The 16,689-nt window shown below is 71.6% G+C and carries 14 protein-coding genes and 1 riboswitch; of the genes, 5 read left to right on the forward strand and 9 right to left on the reverse strand.

The genetic code is table 11. The annotated features are described in order from the left end of the window. Window positions 1–130 precede the first annotated feature (130 nt). On the forward strand, window positions 131–1,570 hold the full coding sequence (locus tag AC54T1_RS09765) for a glycoside hydrolase family 10 protein (RefSeq protein WP_496911817.1): 1,440 nt from the start codon (window positions 131–133) through the stop codon (window positions 1,568–1,570). 98 nt (window positions 1,571–1,668) lie between these two features. Here the strand turns inward: AC54T1_RS09765 and AC54T1_RS09770 are convergent, their stop codons facing one another. Further along, window positions 1,669–2,658: a malate dehydrogenase gene (locus AC54T1_RS09770; RefSeq protein ID WP_484344981.1), complete on the reverse strand. Its 990-nt coding sequence runs from the start codon at window positions 2,656–2,658 to the stop codon at window positions 1,669–1,671. A gap of 115 nt (window positions 2,659–2,773) precedes the next feature. Next, complete coding sequence (locus AC54T1_RS09775; protein ID WP_496911818.1) at window positions 2,774–3,991, reverse strand: NADP-dependent isocitrate dehydrogenase; 1,218 nt, start codon at window positions 3,989–3,991, stop codon at window positions 2,774–2,776. A gap of 202 nt (window positions 3,992–4,193) precedes the next feature. On the opposite strand from AC54T1_RS09775, the gene AC54T1_RS09780 reads away from it, so the two are divergent. After that, entirely contained in the window at window positions 4,194–5,456 is a 1,263-nt protein-coding gene (locus AC54T1_RS09780) for an MIP/aquaporin family protein (protein ID WP_484344979.1), read from the forward strand. Window positions 5,457–5,586: 130 nt separating this feature from the next. On the opposite strand, the gene AC54T1_RS09785 is transcribed toward AC54T1_RS09780, so the two are convergent. After that, window positions 5,587–5,907, reverse strand: a complete 321-nt coding sequence (locus AC54T1_RS09785; protein WP_496911819.1) for a hypothetical protein — start codon at window positions 5,905–5,907, stop codon at window positions 5,587–5,589. Window positions 5,908–5,961: 54 nt separating this feature from the next. On the opposite strand from AC54T1_RS09785, the gene AC54T1_RS09790 reads away from it, so the two are divergent. Continuing rightward, entirely contained in the window at window positions 5,962–7,293 is a 1,332-nt protein-coding gene (locus AC54T1_RS09790; protein ID WP_496911820.1) for an NAD(P)/FAD-dependent oxidoreductase, read from the forward strand. A 13-nt stretch (window positions 7,294–7,306) separates the two neighbouring features. Here the strand turns inward: AC54T1_RS09790 and AC54T1_RS09795 are convergent, their stop codons facing one another. The 3 genes from AC54T1_RS09795 to purN form a co-directional block, all read right to left on the reverse strand. Then, complete coding sequence (locus AC54T1_RS09795; protein WP_496911821.1) at window positions 7,307–8,923, reverse strand: RecQ family ATP-dependent DNA helicase; 1,617 nt, start codon at window positions 8,921–8,923, stop codon at window positions 7,307–7,309. Window positions 8,924–8,984: 61 nt separating this feature from the next. Next, the gene (gene purH, locus AC54T1_RS09800; RefSeq protein ID WP_496911822.1) at window positions 8,985–10,637 is read right to left on the reverse strand and encodes a bifunctional phosphoribosylaminoimidazolecarboxamide formyltransferase/IMP cyclohydrolase; all 1,653 of its coding nucleotides are present in this window, start codon (window positions 10,635–10,637) and stop codon (window positions 8,985–8,987) included. 60 nt (window positions 10,638–10,697) lie between these two features. Continuing rightward, a riboswitch (ZMP/ZTP riboswitch) is annotated at window positions 10,698–10,785 on the reverse strand. A gap of 93 nt (window positions 10,786–10,878) precedes the next feature. Then, window positions 10,879–11,580, reverse strand: a complete 702-nt coding sequence (purN, locus tag AC54T1_RS09805; RefSeq protein ID WP_496911823.1) for a phosphoribosylglycinamide formyltransferase — start codon at window positions 11,578–11,580, stop codon at window positions 10,879–10,881. Window positions 11,581–11,628: 48 nt separating this feature from the next. Here purN and AC54T1_RS09810 point away from each other — a divergent pair, with 48 nt between their 5' ends. Continuing rightward, a complete protein-coding gene (locus tag AC54T1_RS09810; protein ID WP_496911824.1) occupies window positions 11,629–12,219 on the forward strand; it encodes a hypothetical protein in 591 nt (196 codons plus the stop codon). Here the strand turns inward: AC54T1_RS09810 and AC54T1_RS09815 are convergent. From AC54T1_RS09815 to sucC, 3 genes are all read right to left on the reverse strand, one after another. Next, a complete protein-coding gene (locus tag AC54T1_RS09815) occupies window positions 12,198–13,538 on the reverse strand; it encodes a cell division protein PerM (RefSeq protein WP_496911825.1) in 1,341 nt (446 codons plus the stop codon). The genes AC54T1_RS09810 and AC54T1_RS09815 overlap by 22 nt on opposite strands. 170 nt (window positions 13,539–13,708) lie before the next feature. Then, on the reverse strand, window positions 13,709–14,599 hold the full coding sequence (gene sucD / locus AC54T1_RS09820; protein ID WP_484344972.1) for a succinate--CoA ligase subunit alpha: 891 nt from the start codon (window positions 14,597–14,599) through the stop codon (window positions 13,709–13,711). A 33-nt stretch (window positions 14,600–14,632) separates the two neighbouring features. Beyond that, on the reverse strand, window positions 14,633–15,811 hold the full coding sequence (gene sucC / locus AC54T1_RS09825) for an ADP-forming succinate--CoA ligase subunit beta (protein WP_484344971.1): 1,179 nt from the start codon (window positions 15,809–15,811) through the stop codon (window positions 14,633–14,635). Between the two features lie 284 nt (window positions 15,812–16,095). Between sucC and AC54T1_RS09830 the strand changes: the two genes are divergently transcribed. Then, window positions 16,096–16,680: a CueP family metal-binding protein gene (locus tag AC54T1_RS09830; protein ID WP_496911826.1), complete on the forward strand. Its 585-nt coding sequence runs from the start codon at window positions 16,096–16,098 to the stop codon at window positions 16,678–16,680. Window positions 16,681–16,689: the final 9 nt, after the last annotated feature.

Raw genomic sequence — 16,689 nt, forward strand, 5'->3', positions numbered from 1 at the left:
GCTGAAATCGCCATGAACAGCACGAAACGCTTGACCTCGCAGGGATCGCCCACGACTCTGAGAACGCGCCGCAGTGCGCGACCTTTCTCGTAGACGCTGGGGTCTGCGGGGCCACTCTCCTGGAGGATCGATGACGAACCCACCCCTCACGCGTGCCCGCAGCGGATCCCGCCGCGCTCCGTCGCGTGGATGCCGCGCTGTGTTCGGTGCCCTGGCCACGGCCTGCGTCGCTGCAGTCACCCTGACCGCCCTCCCCGCCTCGGCGGCCGGCACGACTCTGGCGACCGCGGCAGCCGAGTCCGGTCGGTACTTCGGCACGGCGATCGCGGCCAACAAGCTCAACGACTCGACCTACACGACCATCGCGAACCGCGAGTTCAACATGATCACGGCCGAGAACGAGATGAAGATGGACGCCACCGAGCCCAACCAGAACCAGTTCAACTACACCAACGGCGACCGCATCGTGAACTGGGCGCTGCAGAACGGCAAGCAGGTGCGAGGCCACGCCCTCGCCTGGCACTCCCAGCAGCCCGGCTGGATGCAGAACATGTCCGGCACCGCCCTGCGCAACGCCATGCTCAACCACGTCACCCAGGTCGCCACCCACTACAAGGGCAAGATCTACGCCTGGGACGTCGTCAACGAAGCCTTCGCCGACGGCTCTTCCGGCGCCCGCCGCGACTCCAACCTCCAGCGCACCGGCAACGACTGGATCGAGGCCGCGTTCCGCGCCGCCCGCGCCGCCGACCCTGCCGCCAAGCTCTGCTACAACGACTACAACACCGACGACTGGACCCACGCCAAGACCCAGGCCGTGTACGCCATGGTCAAGGACTTCAAGGCCCGCGGCGTACCGATCGACTGCGTCGGGTTCCAGTCCCACTTCAACCCGCAGAGCCCCGTCCCGGCCAACTACCAGACGACCCTGCAGCGGTTCGCCGACCTCGGCGTCGACGTCCAGATCACCGAGCTCGACATCGAGGGCTCCGGTGCATCACAGGCCCAGAACTACGACGCGGTGACCCGGGCGTGCCTCGCCGTCACCCGCTGCACCGGCATCACCGTCTGGGGCGTCCGTGACACGGACTCCTGGCGCGCGAGCGGCACCCCGCTGCTCTTCGACGGCTCCGGGAACACGAAGGCTGCCTACACCTCCACCCTCAACGCTCTCAACTCGGCCTCGAGCACCCCCGTGGACCCCACGGATCCCACGGATCCGACCGACCCCACCGACCCGACCGACCCCACGGACCCGACGGATCCCGTCGAGCCGCCAGCGGGGACATGCTCGGCGACGCTCGCGGTCGCCAACTCGTGGCCCGGTGGGTACCAGGGCACGGTGACCGTGACGGCGGGCTCCGCCTCGGTCAACGGCTGGTCCGTGGCGCTGACCCTGCCCGGCGGCTCCTCCGTCTCCAACCTGTGGAACGGAACTGTCTCCGGGTCCGGCCCGTACACGGTGACGAACGCGCAGTACAACGGCTCGCTCGGCGCGAGCCAGTCGACGACGTTCGGCTTCGTCGCGTCCGGTAGCGCACCGAGCGCTGGAGCGGTCACCTGCCGGTGACGACCAGGCTCAGCTCCCGGGGCGCACGGCCCCGACGATGACGAACGGCGTGGCACCGACCCGGTGCCACGCCGTTCGCGCGCCCGACCGTCCGGGCGTCAGAGGAGGCCGAGCTCCCGCACCGCGTCGCGCTCCTCGATGAGCTCCGCCACCGACGCGTCGATGCGCTGCCGGGAGAAGTCGCTGATCTCGAGCCCTTGGACGATCTCCCACGCCCCGCCGCTCGAGGTCACGGGGAACGACGACACCAGGCCCTCGGGCACCCCGTACGACCCGTCGGACACGATCCCGGCCGAGGTCCAGTCACCCTCGCGCGTGCCGGTCACCCAGTCGCGCACATGGTCGATCGCGGCGTTGGCCGCTGAGGCGGCCGAGGAGGCCCCGCGTGCCTCGATGATCGCTGCGCCACGCTTGGCCACGACAGGGATGAAGTCGTCGACGAGCCACGCCTCGTCCTCGAGGAGGGCGGTCGCTGGCTCTCCGCCGAGCACCGCGTGCGAGATGTCGGGGTACTGCGTCGCAGAGTGGTTGCCCCAGATCGTCAGACGCCGGACGTCATCGACACCCACCCCCGCCTTCTTCGCCACCTGGGTCAACGCCCGGTTGTGGTCGAGGCGCATCATGGCGCTGAACCGCTCCTTGGGGATGTCCGGCGCGTGCGCCGCGGTGACGAGCGCATTCGTGTTGGCGGGGTTCCCGACGACGAGAACCCGGATGTCGTCCGCTGCCCCCGCGTTGATCGCCTCGCCCTGCGGCTTGAAGATTCCCCCGTTGGCCTCGAGGAGGTCTCCGCGCTCCATGCCCTTCGTCCGGGGCCGGGCTCCGACGAGGAGGGCGATGTTCGCGCCGTCGAACCCGTCGCGCGGGTTGTCATGGATGTCGATGCCGGCGAGCAGCGGGAACGCGCAGTCGTCGAGCTCCATCGCTGTGCCCTCGGCCGCCTTGACCCCCTGCGGGATCTCGAGCAGGCGCAGGCGCACCGGTACGTCCGGGCCGAGCAGCTGACCCGACGCGATCCGGAACAGCAGCGCGTAGCCGATCTGACCGGCGGCGCCGGTCACCGTGACGTTCACTGGCGTGGCACTCATGTCACAACTCCTTTGTCAGTACACCGGGTGGCCGTAACGACGAAGTGCGTGACCGCCGACCGGATCACGAGGGATCTCGGGTCAACGATCACGCACTCCGCGCGGTTGTGCTACCTCAGGCCAGGCGTGCGGCGAGGTTCTCGTCGAGCGCTGCGAGGAACTCTTCCGTGGTGAGCCACGGCTGCTCGGGGCTGATGAGCAGCGCGAGGTCCTTCGTCATCTTGCCGGACTCGACCGTCGCGATGACGACGTCCTCGAGCGTCTGGGCGAACTCGGTGACCTCGGGCGTGCCGTCCAGCTTTCCGCGGTGCATGAGGCCACGGGTCCACGCGAAGATCGACGCGATCGGGTTCGTCGACGTCGGCTTGCCCTGCTGGTGCTGGCGGTAGTGACGCGTCACTGTGCCGTGGGCGGCCTCGGCCTCGACGGTCTTGCCGTCGGGGGTCATGAGGACGGACGTCATGAGGCCGAGCGAGCCGAAGCCCTGGGCCACGGTGTCGGACTGCACGTCACCGTCGTAGTTCTTGCAGGCCCAGACGTAGCCGCCCTCCCACTTCATGGCCGAGGCGACCATGTCGTCGATGAGGCGGTGCTCGTACGTGAGCCCCTTCTCGGCGAACTGCTCGGCGAACTCCGCGTCGAAGACCTCCTGGAAGAGGTCCTTGAACTGACCGTCGTACGCCTTGAGGATCGTGTTCTTCGTCGAGAGGTACACGGGGTAGTTCCGCTGCAGGCCGTACGCGAAGGAGGCCCGAGCGAAGTCCTTGATGGACTCGTTGAAGTTGTACATGCCCATCGCGACGCCGCCCTCCGCGGGCATGGTCACGACGTCGAACTGCATCGGCTCGCCACCGTCGGACGGCTCGAAGGCCATCGTGATCTTGCCGGGGCCCGGGACCTTGAAGTTCGTCGACTTGTACTGGTCACCGTGGGCGTGGCGGCCGATGATGATCGGCTTGTTCCACCCCGGCACCAGACGAGGGATGTTCGAGATGATGATGGGTTCGCGGAAGACGACGCCACCGAGGATGTTGCGGATCGTCCCGTTGGGCGAGACCCACATCTTCTTCAGGCCGAACTCCTTGACGCGGTCCTCGTCGGGCGTGATCGTGGCGCACTTGACGCCGACGTTGTGCTCCTTGATCGCGTTCGCCGCGTCGATCGTCACCTGGTCGTCGGTGGCGTCGCGGTTCTCGATCGACAGGTCGAAGTAGCGCAGGTCGACGTCGAGGTACGGGTGGATGAGGCGGTCCTTGATGAACTGCCAGATGATGCGAGTCATCTCGTCGCCGTCCAGCTCGACGACCGGCCCTACAACCTTGATCTTGCCCATGCGGGAAACACTCCTGTGTGGTTTGGTCCTGTGTGGTGCACTCGGTGCTGCTTCCGAGATTACTCGATTTCTCGACGTCAAGATATCTCGGCCGTGTCCACCGTCGTGGTCGCACCGTGCATCGCGGTGGCCACCGGACTACCGTTTCCTGAATCGCCCCGAACCGGGCGACACGTCTCCACCCTCACACGACAGGACCACCATGCCTCACGACGCCCCTGCGCAGCAGACGGCCCTCGACGGCCCTCAGACCTCCTCCGCGCACGACGCCAAGGACGGCCGTGCGGTCAGCAGCCCCTCGACGCTCGCGATCGTCGGGGCCGAGCTCTTCGGCTCCTTCCTGCTCGTCTTCCTCGGCGTCGGCGTCGCCCTGTACGCCGCGCAGCAAGACGCCGGCTCGCTCGCCGTGGCGCTCGCGTTCGGGGTCGCGCTCCTCGCCGGGATGGCCGCCGTCGGGCACCTCTCCGGCGGGCACTTCAACCCCGCCGTGACGTTCGGCGCGGCCCTGGCCGGGCGCACACCCTGGAAGCTCGTGCCGGTCTACTGGATCACCCAGGTCGTCGGGGCGACGGCCGCGGCAGCGGCGCTCTTCGCGACGATCCCCGAGCAGCTGTTCCGCGGTGCCGAGGCCACGTTCGACAACGCGCGCGACGCCTTCTCGCAGACGTCCAACGGCTTCGACGAGCACTCGCGCACCTTCATGGAGGGCACGGACGCCTTCTGGGCACAGTTCGCCTCCTACCCCCGGGAGCAGGTCGACGCAGCGATCGCCTCGGGTGAGCTGCCCGTCCCGGAGTTCGCGACGTTCGACCTCGTCGCCGTCGCCATCATCGAGGCCATCGCGACCGCGCTGCTCGTCGGCGTCTACCTCGCCGTGACGGACCGCCGGACCCGCAACCGCTACGCCCCGGTCGTCGTCGGCCTGACCTTCGGCTTCCTCGTCCTTCTTGCGACTCCCATGTCGGGCGGCTCGCTCAACCCCGCGCGCTCGCTCGCGACGGCCATCTTCTCCGAGGGCTGGGCCCTCGAGCAGGTCTGGCTCTTCTGGGCAGCACCCCTCCTGGGTGCCGCGCTGGCGGCACTGTTCTACCGCGGGTTCGCGGTCGCCGAGCCGGTGACCGAGTACGACTACGACACCACGGAGGCGGTCGTCGTCAGCGGCCCTGCCGGGACCACGGCCGCGGTCGTCGCCACCGACACGGACGCGGCAGCGCTGGACGTCGACGCCGTCCTCGAGGCGGAGCGGGACGCCGTCCTCGAGGCCGACGCCATCCCGGCGCTCGAGCGTGAGACCGAGGCTGAGACGGCCGCACGCCTCGACGCCATGGCCGACGCCCGCGCGGAGGTCATCGACGAGGCGATCGTCGAGGCCGAGGCCGTGCAGGAGTCGACCGACGTCGCGTCGCCGACCACCGACGAGGACGACACGGAGCGAGGCACGGACAAGGGCACCCCGCCCGCCTGAGTCCCACGACCGTGCCCCGCGACGGCCCGGTACGGAGCGCTCCCTGAGCGCCCTGTACCGGGCCGTCGTGCCGTGGTGGCGGCGTCGTGCCGTACCGGGCCGTCGCGCCGTGGTGGCGGCGTGCCGGCGACTACAGGTTGGGAGCGGTCCGGGCGAGAACAGCGATCGCCAGCGCCAGACCCAGGAACATCGTCACGTCCACCGGACGCGAACGGATCGTGATGCCGATCGGACCGGGGCCGGGGATGATCGCGCGCGCCAACCCCGCCGCGGTGAGCAGGACGACGAGCGCGACGGCCCCCTGGGTCGCGCCGAAGAGCACCGTCGCCGCGACGACACCGGCGAGCCCGGCGCACACGAGCCACACGGCCATCCCGCGCGCAGGTCGGTCCGCGTGCGGGTTCGGGGTCCCGGCACCGTCGGACGGCCCGGGCGCCTCATCCACCATCACGCTGCCTGTCTCCTTCGGCGGCCTTCTCACGTCACCGAGACTACCGTTGCGCGCATGACTCCCACGCACCTTCCCGGCACCCCCATGTCCGTCGTCGTCGTCGGCGCGGGTCTGGCGGGCGCGGGGACGGCCGCTGCGCTGCGGGCTCGCGGGTTCACCGGGACCCTCACCGTCCTCGGCGCGGAGGACGTCCAGCCGTACGACCGCCCCCCGTTGTCCAAACAGCTGTACAGCCGCCCCGAGCCGGCGTGGCTCCTGGACGAGCTCGGCATCGACCTGGACGCCCTCACGGACGAGCTCCTGCTCGGCGACCCCGCCGTCGCGCTCGACCTGCGGGGGCACACGGCGGAGGTCACCACCCGCTCCGGCCGGCTGATCCACGCAGACGCCGTCGTCCTGGCCTGCGGCGCGGACCCGGTCCGCCCCGCGGGGTGGGAGCACGCCGTGACCCTGCACAGCGCACCGGACGCGGAGGTGCTGCGCGCACGCGCGACCCCCGGCGCCCGGCTCGTGTGCGTGGGCGCCGGGTGGATCGGCGCCGAGGTCGCGGGCGCCGCGGCGACGGCGGGCTGCGAGGTCACCGTCGTCGAGGCCGCGACGACTCCGCTGGCCCGGCCGCTCGGGACGGAGGTCGGAGCCCATCTGGTGCCCTGGTACACCGCCGCCGGCATCCGCCTCCTCACGTCGACGACCGTGGACGGCATCGACCCCACAGGCATCCACCTTCGGCCGACCGGCAGCCCCGGACCCGGACGTGCCGCGGAGCAGGTCGACGCGGACGAGCCGGGCGGCCCGGGCCACGTGCGTGCCGACGTCGTCCTCGCGGCCGTGGGTGCCCGCCCGGCGACCGCGTGGCTCGCGAGCAGCGGTCTCGCACTCGACAGCCGCGGTGCGCTCCTCACCGACGAGACCGGCCGTGTCATGGCCTCCGTGCAGCCCGGCACACCTGCCGTCTTCGCCGTCGGCGACTGCGCCACCCGGGCGGACGGGCACTGGTCCAGCGTGCCCGGGGGGCGCTGGTCCGGCGCGCTCCAGGACCCTGATCTCGTCGCCCGGGCGGTCGTGGGCGCTGCATCGGGGCCCGTCCCGCGACCGCACACGCCCTACGTCTTCTCGAGCCAGCTCGGCCACGACCTGGCTCTCGTCGGGCTTCCCGACCCCGCCCGGGACACGGTGACGTTCCGTGGCGACCCGGGACGCTCGGACGCTGGCTGGGCGGCGTTCTACGCCCGACCGGACGGCGCCGTGACCGGGATCCTCGTCGTCGACTCCCCGCGCGACGTGTCGGCCGCGCGTCGGCTCCTCGCGAGCGGTCCGGCTGTCCTCGACCTCGCGCGCGCGGCCGACCCGTCCGTCCCCCTGCGTAGCGTCGGCATCGTCGGGTGACCCCGCACGACGCTCACTCCCCGTCCACCGGTGCGAGGAGGTCGGAGCTGGTGACGAGGTCGGTCGCGAGCGTCTTGTAGCCCTGCTCGTCGAACATCACGGTGATGCGGTCGTCCTCGACGAGGGTGACGTCGCCCTGGCCCCACTGCGCGTGCTCGACGCGCTCCCCCAGCGCGAAGGGGCCGGTCTCTGCCGTGCGGCTCGTGCCCCGCTCGCAGTTGTCGCACGTCCCGCACGGCTCCGGCTGCCCCTCACCGAGGAGCTCGAGCAGCACGCGGCGCCGGCAGTCGAGCGTGTCCGCGTACGTCCGCATCATCTCGACGCGGGAGAGGTCGACACGCTGCTGCGTCTCGCGCCGGTCGGTGATCGTCCTCATCGTCGCGGCGATCGTCCCGTCGGCGATCCAGGTCCACGTCCCGTCCGGCGCCTCGGCGACGGCCCCGACCTGGAGGAACGACCCGAGCACGCGGGAGACCGTGCGGGTCGTCAGCGACGTGCTCCCGACAAGGTCCGTGCGCGTTGCGGGCTGCTTGCGCAGCCGCTTGGCCACCGTGCGGAACGTCGAGTCCGCCGGCGCGCCGCCCGACCGGAGGTACCTGCCCAGCGAGAAGTCCTCGGCACGGTGGAAGAGGGTGGCGACCGCTGGCTGCTCGTCCCGGCCGGCACGGCCCACCTCCTGGTAGTACGCGTCGAGCGACGGGGACGGTGCCGCGTGCACGACGAACCGCACGTCCGACCGGTCGACGCCCATCCCGAACGCGCTCGTCGCGACGACGAGGTCGCCGCGACCCGTCATGAACGTGTCCTGGGCCTCGTCGCGCTCCCCCTGCGGCAGCCCCGCGTGGTACCTGAGCGCCGGACGGCCTGCGCCCGTGAGGAGCTCTGCGAGCGCCTCGACGTGCGCGCGGGTCGGCGCGTAGACGATCCCTGCGCCCTCGCTGGCGAGGACGAGCTCGACGACGGCGGCGTCCCGCGCACCTTCCTCGGTCGCGTCGCGTGCTGTGAGCCGGATGTTCGGCCGGTCGACGTCGTGCACGACGACCGCAGGGTCGACGAGCCGCAGGCGCTCGACGATGTCCGCGCGGACCGACGCGGAGGCGGTCGCGGTGAGCGCGAGGATCCGCGGCCGCACCCCGTCTCCGAAGCGGGCGGCAGCCGCGGCGACGTGGAGGTAGTCGGGCCGGAAGTCGTGCCCCCACTCGCTCACGCAGTGCGCCTCGTCGACGACGACGAGGCCGACGTCGGCGGACGCCAACGCGTCGACGACCTCGGTCCGGACGAGCTGCTCGGGAGCGAGCAGGAGGATGTCGAGGTCCCCCGACGCGGCCGCGGCGAGGGCGTCGCGCTGCTCGACGACGCCCAGCCCGCTGTTCACCGCCCGGACGCGCAGGCCGACGTCGGACAGCGAGTCCGTGTGGTCGCGCTGGAGCGACAGCGTCGGGGACACGACGATCGCCATCCGGCCGGTGAGCAGCGTCGCGATCGCGTACACGGCGGTCTTCCCGGCGCCGGACCGCGCGACGAGGAGCGTGTCACTCGTCGTGAGCGCCTCGAGCGCCTCCTGCTGGGCGTCGCGCAGCTGCGCGTCCGCGCCCAGGACCTGGTGGACAGCAGCCTCGAGAGCGGTCATCACTGGGCAACGCTATCCACGCAGCCGCGGCGGCGCCCGCCGAGCGGGCGCCGCCGGTCCGTCAGTGGGCGAAGTGCCTGGTACCGGTGAGGTAGAGCGTCGCGCCGGCCGCCTGGGCGGCTGCGACCACCTCGTCGTCGCGCACGGACCCACCCGGCTGGACGACGGCGCGGACCCCCGCGTCGAGCAGCACCTGCAGCCCGTCCGCGAAGGGGAAGAACGCGTCCGACGCTGCGACCGCACCGCGGGCACGCTCGACGTCGCCGGAGTTGGCGCGTGCGACGGCCAGCTTGCAGGAGTCGACGCGGTTGACCTGTCCCATGCCGACACCGACGGATGCCCCGTCGGCGGCGAGGAGGATGGCGTTCGACTTCACCGCGCGCACCGCGCGCCACGCGAACGCCAGGTCGGCGAGGGTCTGTGCGTCTGCGGGCTCGCCGGCCGCGAGCACCCACCCTGCGGGGTCGTCGCTCGCGCCGTCGCCGGAGGCGTCGATCCGGTCGACGGCCTGCATGAGCATCCCGCCGCTGATCGGGCGCAGCTCGATGCTCGCCGTCGGGGGGGCGTCGACCTGCAGGAGCCGGATGTTCTTCTTCGCGGTGAGGATCTCGAGCGCCTCCTCCTCGAAGCCGGGCGCCACGACGACCTCGGTGAAGATCGGCGCGATCTGCTCGGCTGCGGCGCGGGTGATGATGCCGTTGGCCGCGATGACGCCACCGAAGGCCGAGAGCGGGTCGCACGCGTGGGCCCGGGCGTGGGCGTCCGCGATGTCGGCGCCGGTCGCGATCCCGCACGGGTTGGCGTGCTTGATGATCGCCACCGCCGGGCCGCTGTGGTCGTGGGCGGCGCGCCACGCCGCGTCAGCGTCGACGTAGTTGTTGTAGCTCATCGCCTTGCCGTGCAGCTGGGTCGCCTGAGCGAGCCCGGCGGTGCCGTGGGCGTCGGTGTAGAGCGCTGCGGGCTGGTGCGGGTTCTCGCCGTACCGCAGCACGTCGCTGCGCTCCCAGGTGGCGCCGACCCAGGCCGGGAAGCCCGTGCTCACGACACCCTCGGTGGTGACGACCTCGTCCGTCGGGGCGACGACACGGCTCATCCAGGACGCCACGGCGACGTCGTACGTGGCGGTGTGCACGAACGCCTCCGCCGCGAGCGCCTTCCGCTGGGCGTAGGTGAATCCGCCGGCCTGCACGGCGTCGATGACCGCGGAGTAGGCGTCCGGGTCGACGACGACGGCCACGCTCGGGTGGTTCTTGGCCGCGGCACGCACCATCGAGGGGCCACCGATGTCGATCTGCTCGACGCACTCGTCAGGCGTCGCACCCGACTCGACCGTCGCCGTGAACGGGTAGAGGTTGACGACGACGAGGTCGAACGCCGCGATGCCCAGCTCGGCGAGCTGCGCGAGGTGGTCGGGCTTGCGGGTGTCCGCGAGGATCCCGGCATGGACGCGGGGGTGCAGCGTCTTCACCCGTCCCTCGAGGCACTCGGGGAAGCCGGTGAGGGTCTCGACACCGATGACGGGGACGCCGGCGGCAGCGATGGTCGCGGCGGTCGAGCCGGTGGAGACGATCTCGACGTCGGCGGCGTGCAGGGCGAGCGCGAGCTCCACGAGCCCGGCCTTGTCGTAGACGCTCACGAGGGCGCGGCGCACGGGGTGCTGCGAGTCGTCGGCCAGGGGTGCGGGAACGGACGTGGGGTGGGAACCGGCGGACATGGGCGTCTCCTGTCGTGGATGTTCCGGACGACGCGCAGATCGGCACGTCGGGAGGTGGAACCCAGGCGCCCAGGCGGGCGGCGCGGCACAGGGACGATCAGCCGCTCCCCGGTGGTGAACCCCACCCTCGCCAGTTGCGACCGGGGTCGATCCTACCGGTTGCGCGCCCGGCGTGGCTGGGCCTCCCCCTCGCACCCACGGGCACGAGAGCACGGGGCCGCACGCCCGCGCGTCGGTTGAGCTACCCGACGACGGCCGAACGCCCCTCCACCCGCAGGCCCTCACGAGCGATCCGCCCGACCCACTCGACGAGCATCGCGCGCTCCTGCGTCTTGATCCGCTCGTGCAGGCCGGCCTCGTCGTCGCCGGGCAGCACGTCGACGGCGACCTGGGCGATGATCGGTCCGGTGTCGACGCCGGCGTCGACCACGTGGAGGGTGCAGCCGGTGACCCGCACGCCGTACGCGAGCGCGTCCCGCACGCCGTGCGCTCCGGGGAACGCGGGCAGGAGCGCCGGGTGCGTGTTCACCGTGCGGCCGCCGAAGCGGTCGAGGAAGGCAGGACCGAGGATGCGCATGAACCCTGCGCTCACGACGAGGTCCGCCCGGAACACGTCGACCGTCTCCGCGAGCGCCGCGTCCCAGTGCCCGCGGCTGTCGAAGTCACGCGGCGAGACGGTCGCGCTGGGGATGCCGGCGTCGGCGGCGATCTCGAGGGCACCGGCAGCGGGGGTGTCGGTGATGACAGCGACGACGCGCGCCCCGTAGGCCGCGTCCGTGTGCGCGGCGAGCAGCGCCGCGAGGTTGCTGCCCCCGCCCGAGGCGAGGACGACCAGGCGTGCGACCCCGCCGTCGCCTCCCGTCACGGGCACCTCGTGGCCGGACGGTGTCGTGGTCCGGTGGCGGCGCGGTCGGGGAGATGCTGCTGCGGTGGGGCCGGTCACGGGGGAACCCTAGCGCGTGCACCCTGCGAGATACGGGAGAATGAACCCATGGGTAACCCGTACGCGCCGCCGCCCACGGGCGCACGCTCCCCCGTCACGGACCGCCCGACGGACGACGACCGTCCGACGGATCCCGATGCCCGGGCGCCCCGCCCGGCCGACGACGGGTCCGCTGCCGACGGCCCGCCCTCCGGCGCGAAGCGAGCACCGGGGTCCGCTCCACAGACGCCACCGCCGCCTCCCGACGAACCCGTGGACCCAGCCCTCGTCGCCGAGAGCGCTCGGCACGTCCTGCGGTTCGGCGTGGTCATGCTCGTCACGCTGCTCACGAGCACGCTGCCGCTACCCGCGCGGCTGGTGAGCGTCGCGGCTGCCGTCGTCGCGCTCGTTGTGGGTGTCCAGGCCCTGCGCAGGGTCCGGCGGGCCCGCGTGCGCGGGACTCTCGTCGTCGCGCTGTCCGCAGGGATGGCCATGACGACGCTGGTGGGACTCTCGACGCTCGTCGTCGCGTCCATGTGGGACATCGAGATGGATCGCCAGACGTGCGAGGCCCGTGCGATCACCCACGGCGCTCGTCTGGCGTGCCAGGTGGAGTATGAAGAGAGGCTCGAGGAGCGTCAGGACGAGCTGTCGTCCTGAAGCACGGCGCCGTCCGCACGCACAGCTCCGTCGCGGACGGCTGACGTGTCGTCGTGGTCTCCCACGCGGCGCACACGGTGCCACGCCGTCACCACCGCACGACGCACCTCCGGGCGCAGGACGAGCAGCGCGAGCAGGGCGCCGAGCGCGACGAGCCCGGCGGCACAGAGCCCGACGAACGGTGCCGAGGCGCCGACGAACTCGAGCCGCCCGGGCCCGGCAGAGCCCGTCCCGAGCGCCGCGAGAACGCCCACACCGGTGCCCGCTCCGACCCCGACGAGCGCCCCCACCACGGGGACCTGCCAGAGCGCGACGGAGGTGAGCCTGCGGTGCGTGCACCACCCCCCGACGGCGCCTGCGAGCACGACGACGACCGGGACCCACCGGAGGATCCCGCCGCCGGAGAACGGGAGGGCCCCCAGGAGCGGCAGGCCCGGGAGCGGTGCCGAGGTCACGCCGTCGGGACCGAAGTGCGTGTCGGAACCCACCGCGAAGCCGGGCCCGGTGAGCCACGCCATGGCCCACACGACGAGGTCGGGGAGCAACGCGAGCTGAGAGACCGCGAGCGAGATCCCGCTCACGAGATCGAGCTCGAGCGCATCGATGATCTCCCTGGCCGTCGAGCGTCCCGCGACGAGCCACACGAGCACGAGGACGGAGGCGGCCGCGACGACGAGGCTCGTGGCTGCGGTGGCCCCGCGCAGGGCCACGGAGAGCGGTCGGGGCATCCGGCGGCCGAGGGCGAGGACGCTGCGGCGCAGGTCACCCGCGTCCGGGCGGGAGAGCAGACCCACCATGAACCCCAGGACCGCGACGACGAGCCCTCCGAGGGCGGCGGCCACCAGCTGGTCCGGCGCGACGGCACCCGCCAGGATGGCGATGAAACCGGTCGCAGCCGCGTAGACAGCGCTGCCGACCACGACGGCGGACCACGCCGGACGGACGGACCTGCGCGCGGAGGCGACGACGCTCAGCACTGATGCGACGCTGATGCCGAGCGGGACGAGCGTCACCGTGGCGGCGGGCGTGACGAACGGCACGCCGTGCGCGAGGAGCCAGAGGTTGGTCGACACGCCCAGGGCCGCTGCCCAGGGAGCAACGGCACCGTCGACCTGCGCGGTGGCCGCGACGCCCATGGCGGTCGCGGGGACGATGACGAGGGCGAGCGAGAGGACGAGCGCCTGGAGCGCACCAAGCACGGCGGTGAGCCACGGAGCCGTGCCGTCGTGCGTGGGCTCAGGGGTGCCGGGGACGCGCTGCTCGAGGATCGTCCGCAGGGCACCGAGCCTCGACGTGCTGCGCAGGGATCCGGATGTCACGTCCCCATCGTCCCCCTGCGAGGTGCCCACCGCCGGGAGGTCGTCCGGCGTGCCCCGCCAGCGGAGCGACGGCATGCGCGTGCCGTGCCCCCGTGGAACGCCTGATGCCCGCCCCCACCGAGCGGGACGGGCATCAGGGAGCCGGTGGCGAGCACCGGCTGGGAGGCGGGTCAGGCGGAGAGGATCTCCCGCATGAGCGCAGCGGTCTCGGACGGCGTCTTGCCGACCTTGACCCCGGCGGCCTCGAGGGCCTCCTTCTTGGCCTGCGCGGTGCCCGAGGAGCCGGACACGATGGCGCCGGCGTGGCCCATCGTCTTGCCCTCAGGAGCCGTGAAGCCGGCGACGTAGCCGACGACCGGCTTCGTCACGTGCTCCTTGATGTACGCCGCTGCGCGCTCCTCGGCGTCGCCGCCGATCTCGCCGATCATGACGATCGCCGCGGTGTCGGGGTCTGCCTCGAACGCCTCGAGGGCGTCGATGTGCGTCGTCCCGATGATGGGGTCACCGCCGATGCCGATCGCGGTGGAGAACCCGAAGTCCCGCAGCTCGTACATCATCTGGTACGTCAGCGTGCCGGACTTGGACACGAGGCCCACCTTGCCCGGGCCCGTGATGTTCGACGGGATGATGCCGACGTTCGACAGCCCGGGGCTGATGAGGCCGGGGCAGTTGGGGCCGATGAGCCGGACACCCTTGCGCTGCGCGAGCGTGAAGAACTCTGCGCTGTCCTTGACCGGGACACCCTCGGTGATGATGACGACGAGCGGGATACCGGCCTCGATCGCCTCGACGACCGCGGCCTTGGTGAAGGCCGGGGGCACGAAGATCACGGAGACGTCGGCGCCGGTCGCGGCCATCGCGTCGGCGACGGACCCGAAGACGGGGACGTCGACGGTGGACTCGCCGCTCGGGAACGACACGGACGTGCCCGCCTTGCGGGGGTTGACCCCACCGACGATGTTCGTGCCGGAGGCGAGCATGCGGGTCGTGTGCTTCTGACCCTCGGACCCGGTCATGCCCTGAACGATGACCTTGGAGTCCTCAGTGATGAAGATTGCCATAGTTGTCTGCTTCTACTCTCGTTCGGGTCCGGATCAGGCGTTCGCTGCGGCGTGGGCGAGCTCGGCAGCCTTGTCGGCGCCGCCGTCCATCGTCTCGGCGAGGGTCACGAGCGGGTGGGCGGCCTCGCTGAGGATGCGACGACCCTCCTCGACGTTGTTGCCGTCGAGGCGCACGACGAGCGGCTTGGTCGCTGCGTCGCCGAGCATCTCGAGTGCGCTGACGATGCCGTTCGCGACCGCGTCGCACGCGGTGATGCCACCGAAGACGTTGACGAAGACCGACTTCACCTGCTCGTCCCCGAGGATGACGTCGAGGCCTGCGGCCATGACCTCGGCCGAGGCACCGCCGCCGATGTCGAGGAAGTTGGCGGGCTTGACCCCGCCGTGCGCCTCACCGGCGTACGCGACGACGTCGAGCGTGCTCATGACAAGTCCCGCACCGTTGCCGATGATGCCGACCTCGCCGTCGAGCTTGACGTAGTTGAGGTCGTTCTCCTTCGCCTTCGCCTCGAGCGGGTCAGCGGCTTCCTTGTCCTCGAGAGCGGCGTGGTCCGCGTGGCGGAACCCGGCGTTCTCGTCGAGGGAGACCTTGCCGTCGAGCGCGACGATGGAGCCGTCCTCGGTGCGCACGAGGGGGTTGACCTCGACGAGCGTCGCGTCCTCCTCCTTGTACACGTTCCACAGCGTGATGAACGCGGCGGCGACCTCAGCCCTGATGTCGTCGGCGAAGCCCGCTGCGGCCACGATCTCGTCGGCCTTGGCCTGATCGATCCCGACGAGCGGGTCGACGGCGACCTTCGCGAGCGCCTCGGGGCGCTCGACCGCGAGCTGCTCGATCTCCATGCCACCCTCGACGCTCGCCATGGCGAGGTAGGAGCGGTTGGACCGGTCGAGGAGCACGGAGAAGTAGAACTCCTCGGCGATCTTCGCACCCGCAGCGATCATGACGCGGTGGACCGTGTGGCCCTTGATGTCCATGCCGAGGATCTCACCGGCCTTCTCGGCGGCCTCGTCGGGCGAGTGGGCGAGCTTGACGCCGCCCGCCTTCCCGCGGCCTCCGGTCTTGACCTGCGCCTTGACGACGACAGTTCCTCCGCCGAGCTCTTCCGCGCCTGAGCGAGCCTCTTCAGGGGTGGTGGCGACCACTCCCCCCAGCACGGGAACGCCGTGCTTCTCGAAGATGTCGCGCGCCTGGTATTCGAACAGGTCCACCCTGCTGCGTCCTTCCGTCGACCGGTAAGCAAATGTCTCGACGTCGAGACATTTTCCTCAAGAGTAGACCGGGACGGCCTGTCAGCGTCACCCCCGGCCCTGAGTCCTGGGCCACACTGCTCGATCACCGGCGCTGACGGTGCTCGGCTGCGTCCCGCGGTGGCGGGCATCGCCTGACCCTCGGACGGCTGGCCGCCACGCGTCGCGGGGACGTAGGACCCGGTCCCGGCGACGGCGCGCCTGCCTACCATGGTGGCCCGCCCGGCCGCCACGAGGAGACGCCCATGAGCCGCTACCTGTCGCTCCTCGGTGTCCTCGCGCTGCTCCTGGCGGGATGTGCGGTCCCGGACCAGGACGCCCCCGGGGCGCCGACCCCCGCGGCCAGCAGCACCCTTCTCGCGGAGCACGGGCTGGACGGGATGGAGACGACCGCGCTCGTCGACCATCTCGACCGGTTGGCGGGCGGGGACCGGCCCGAGGACCTCGTCGCGTCCGTCCGTCCGGACGAGGTCCTCGTCTCCGACGGCGAGCAGGAGGTGTCGCTCAGCCTGCCCGAGGACCTGTTCTACCTGTCCGTCGCCCCGTACGCGGACGAGACGCACGAGTGCTTCTACCACAGCCTGACGACGTGCCAGGGAGAGCTCGGTGGGCAGGAGATCACGGTCCGCATCGTCGACGGGACGAGCGGCGAGGTGCTCGTCGACGAGGCGGTGACGACGTTCGACAACGGCTTCGTCGGGTTCTGGCTGCCTCGTGACATCCAGGGCACCATCGAGGTCGAGCACGAGGGCCGGGCGGGCTCGGTCGACTTCTCCACGGCGGACGATGCCGCCACGTGCCTGACCACGCTCCGGGTGCTGCCCGCCTGACGGCGGCCC

Source organism: Sanguibacter sp. Z41_6 (assembly GCF_059621145.1).

What these genes read in the sequence shown, in the direction of transcription:
- AC54T1_RS09765 (WP_496911817.1), top strand. Translation starts at nt 131, where the DNA reads ATGACGAACCCACCCCTCACGCGTGCCCGCAGCGGATCCCGCCGCGCT.
- AC54T1_RS09780 (WP_484344979.1), top strand. Translation starts at nt 4,194, where the DNA reads ATGCCTCACGACGCCCCTGCGCAGCAGACGGCCCTCGACGGCCCTCAG.
- AC54T1_RS09770 (WP_484344981.1), bottom strand. Translation starts at nt 2,658, where the DNA reads ATGAGTGCCACGCCAGTGAACGTCACGGTGACCGGCGCCGCCGGTCAG.
- sucD (WP_484344972.1), bottom strand. Translation starts at nt 14,599, where the DNA reads ATGGCAATCTTCATCACTGAGGACTCCAAGGTCATCGTTCAGGGCATG.
- AC54T1_RS09790 (WP_496911820.1), top strand. Translation starts at nt 5,962, where the DNA reads ATGACTCCCACGCACCTTCCCGGCACCCCCATGTCCGTCGTCGTCGTC.
- purH (WP_496911822.1), bottom strand. Translation starts at nt 10,637, where the DNA reads ATGTCCGCCGGTTCCCACCCCACGTCCGTTCCCGCACCCCTGGCCGAC.
- AC54T1_RS09810 (WP_496911824.1), top strand. Translation starts at nt 11,629, where the DNA reads ATGGGTAACCCGTACGCGCCGCCGCCCACGGGCGCACGCTCCCCCGTC.
- AC54T1_RS09830 (WP_496911826.1), top strand. Translation starts at nt 16,096, where the DNA reads ATGAGCCGCTACCTGTCGCTCCTCGGTGTCCTCGCGCTGCTCCTGGCG.
- AC54T1_RS09795 (WP_496911821.1), bottom strand. Translation starts at nt 8,923, where the DNA reads ATGACCGCTCTCGAGGCTGCTGTCCACCAGGTCCTGGGCGCGGACGCG.
- AC54T1_RS09775 (WP_496911818.1), bottom strand. Translation starts at nt 3,991, where the DNA reads ATGGGCAAGATCAAGGTTGTAGGGCCGGTCGTCGAGCTGGACGGCGAC.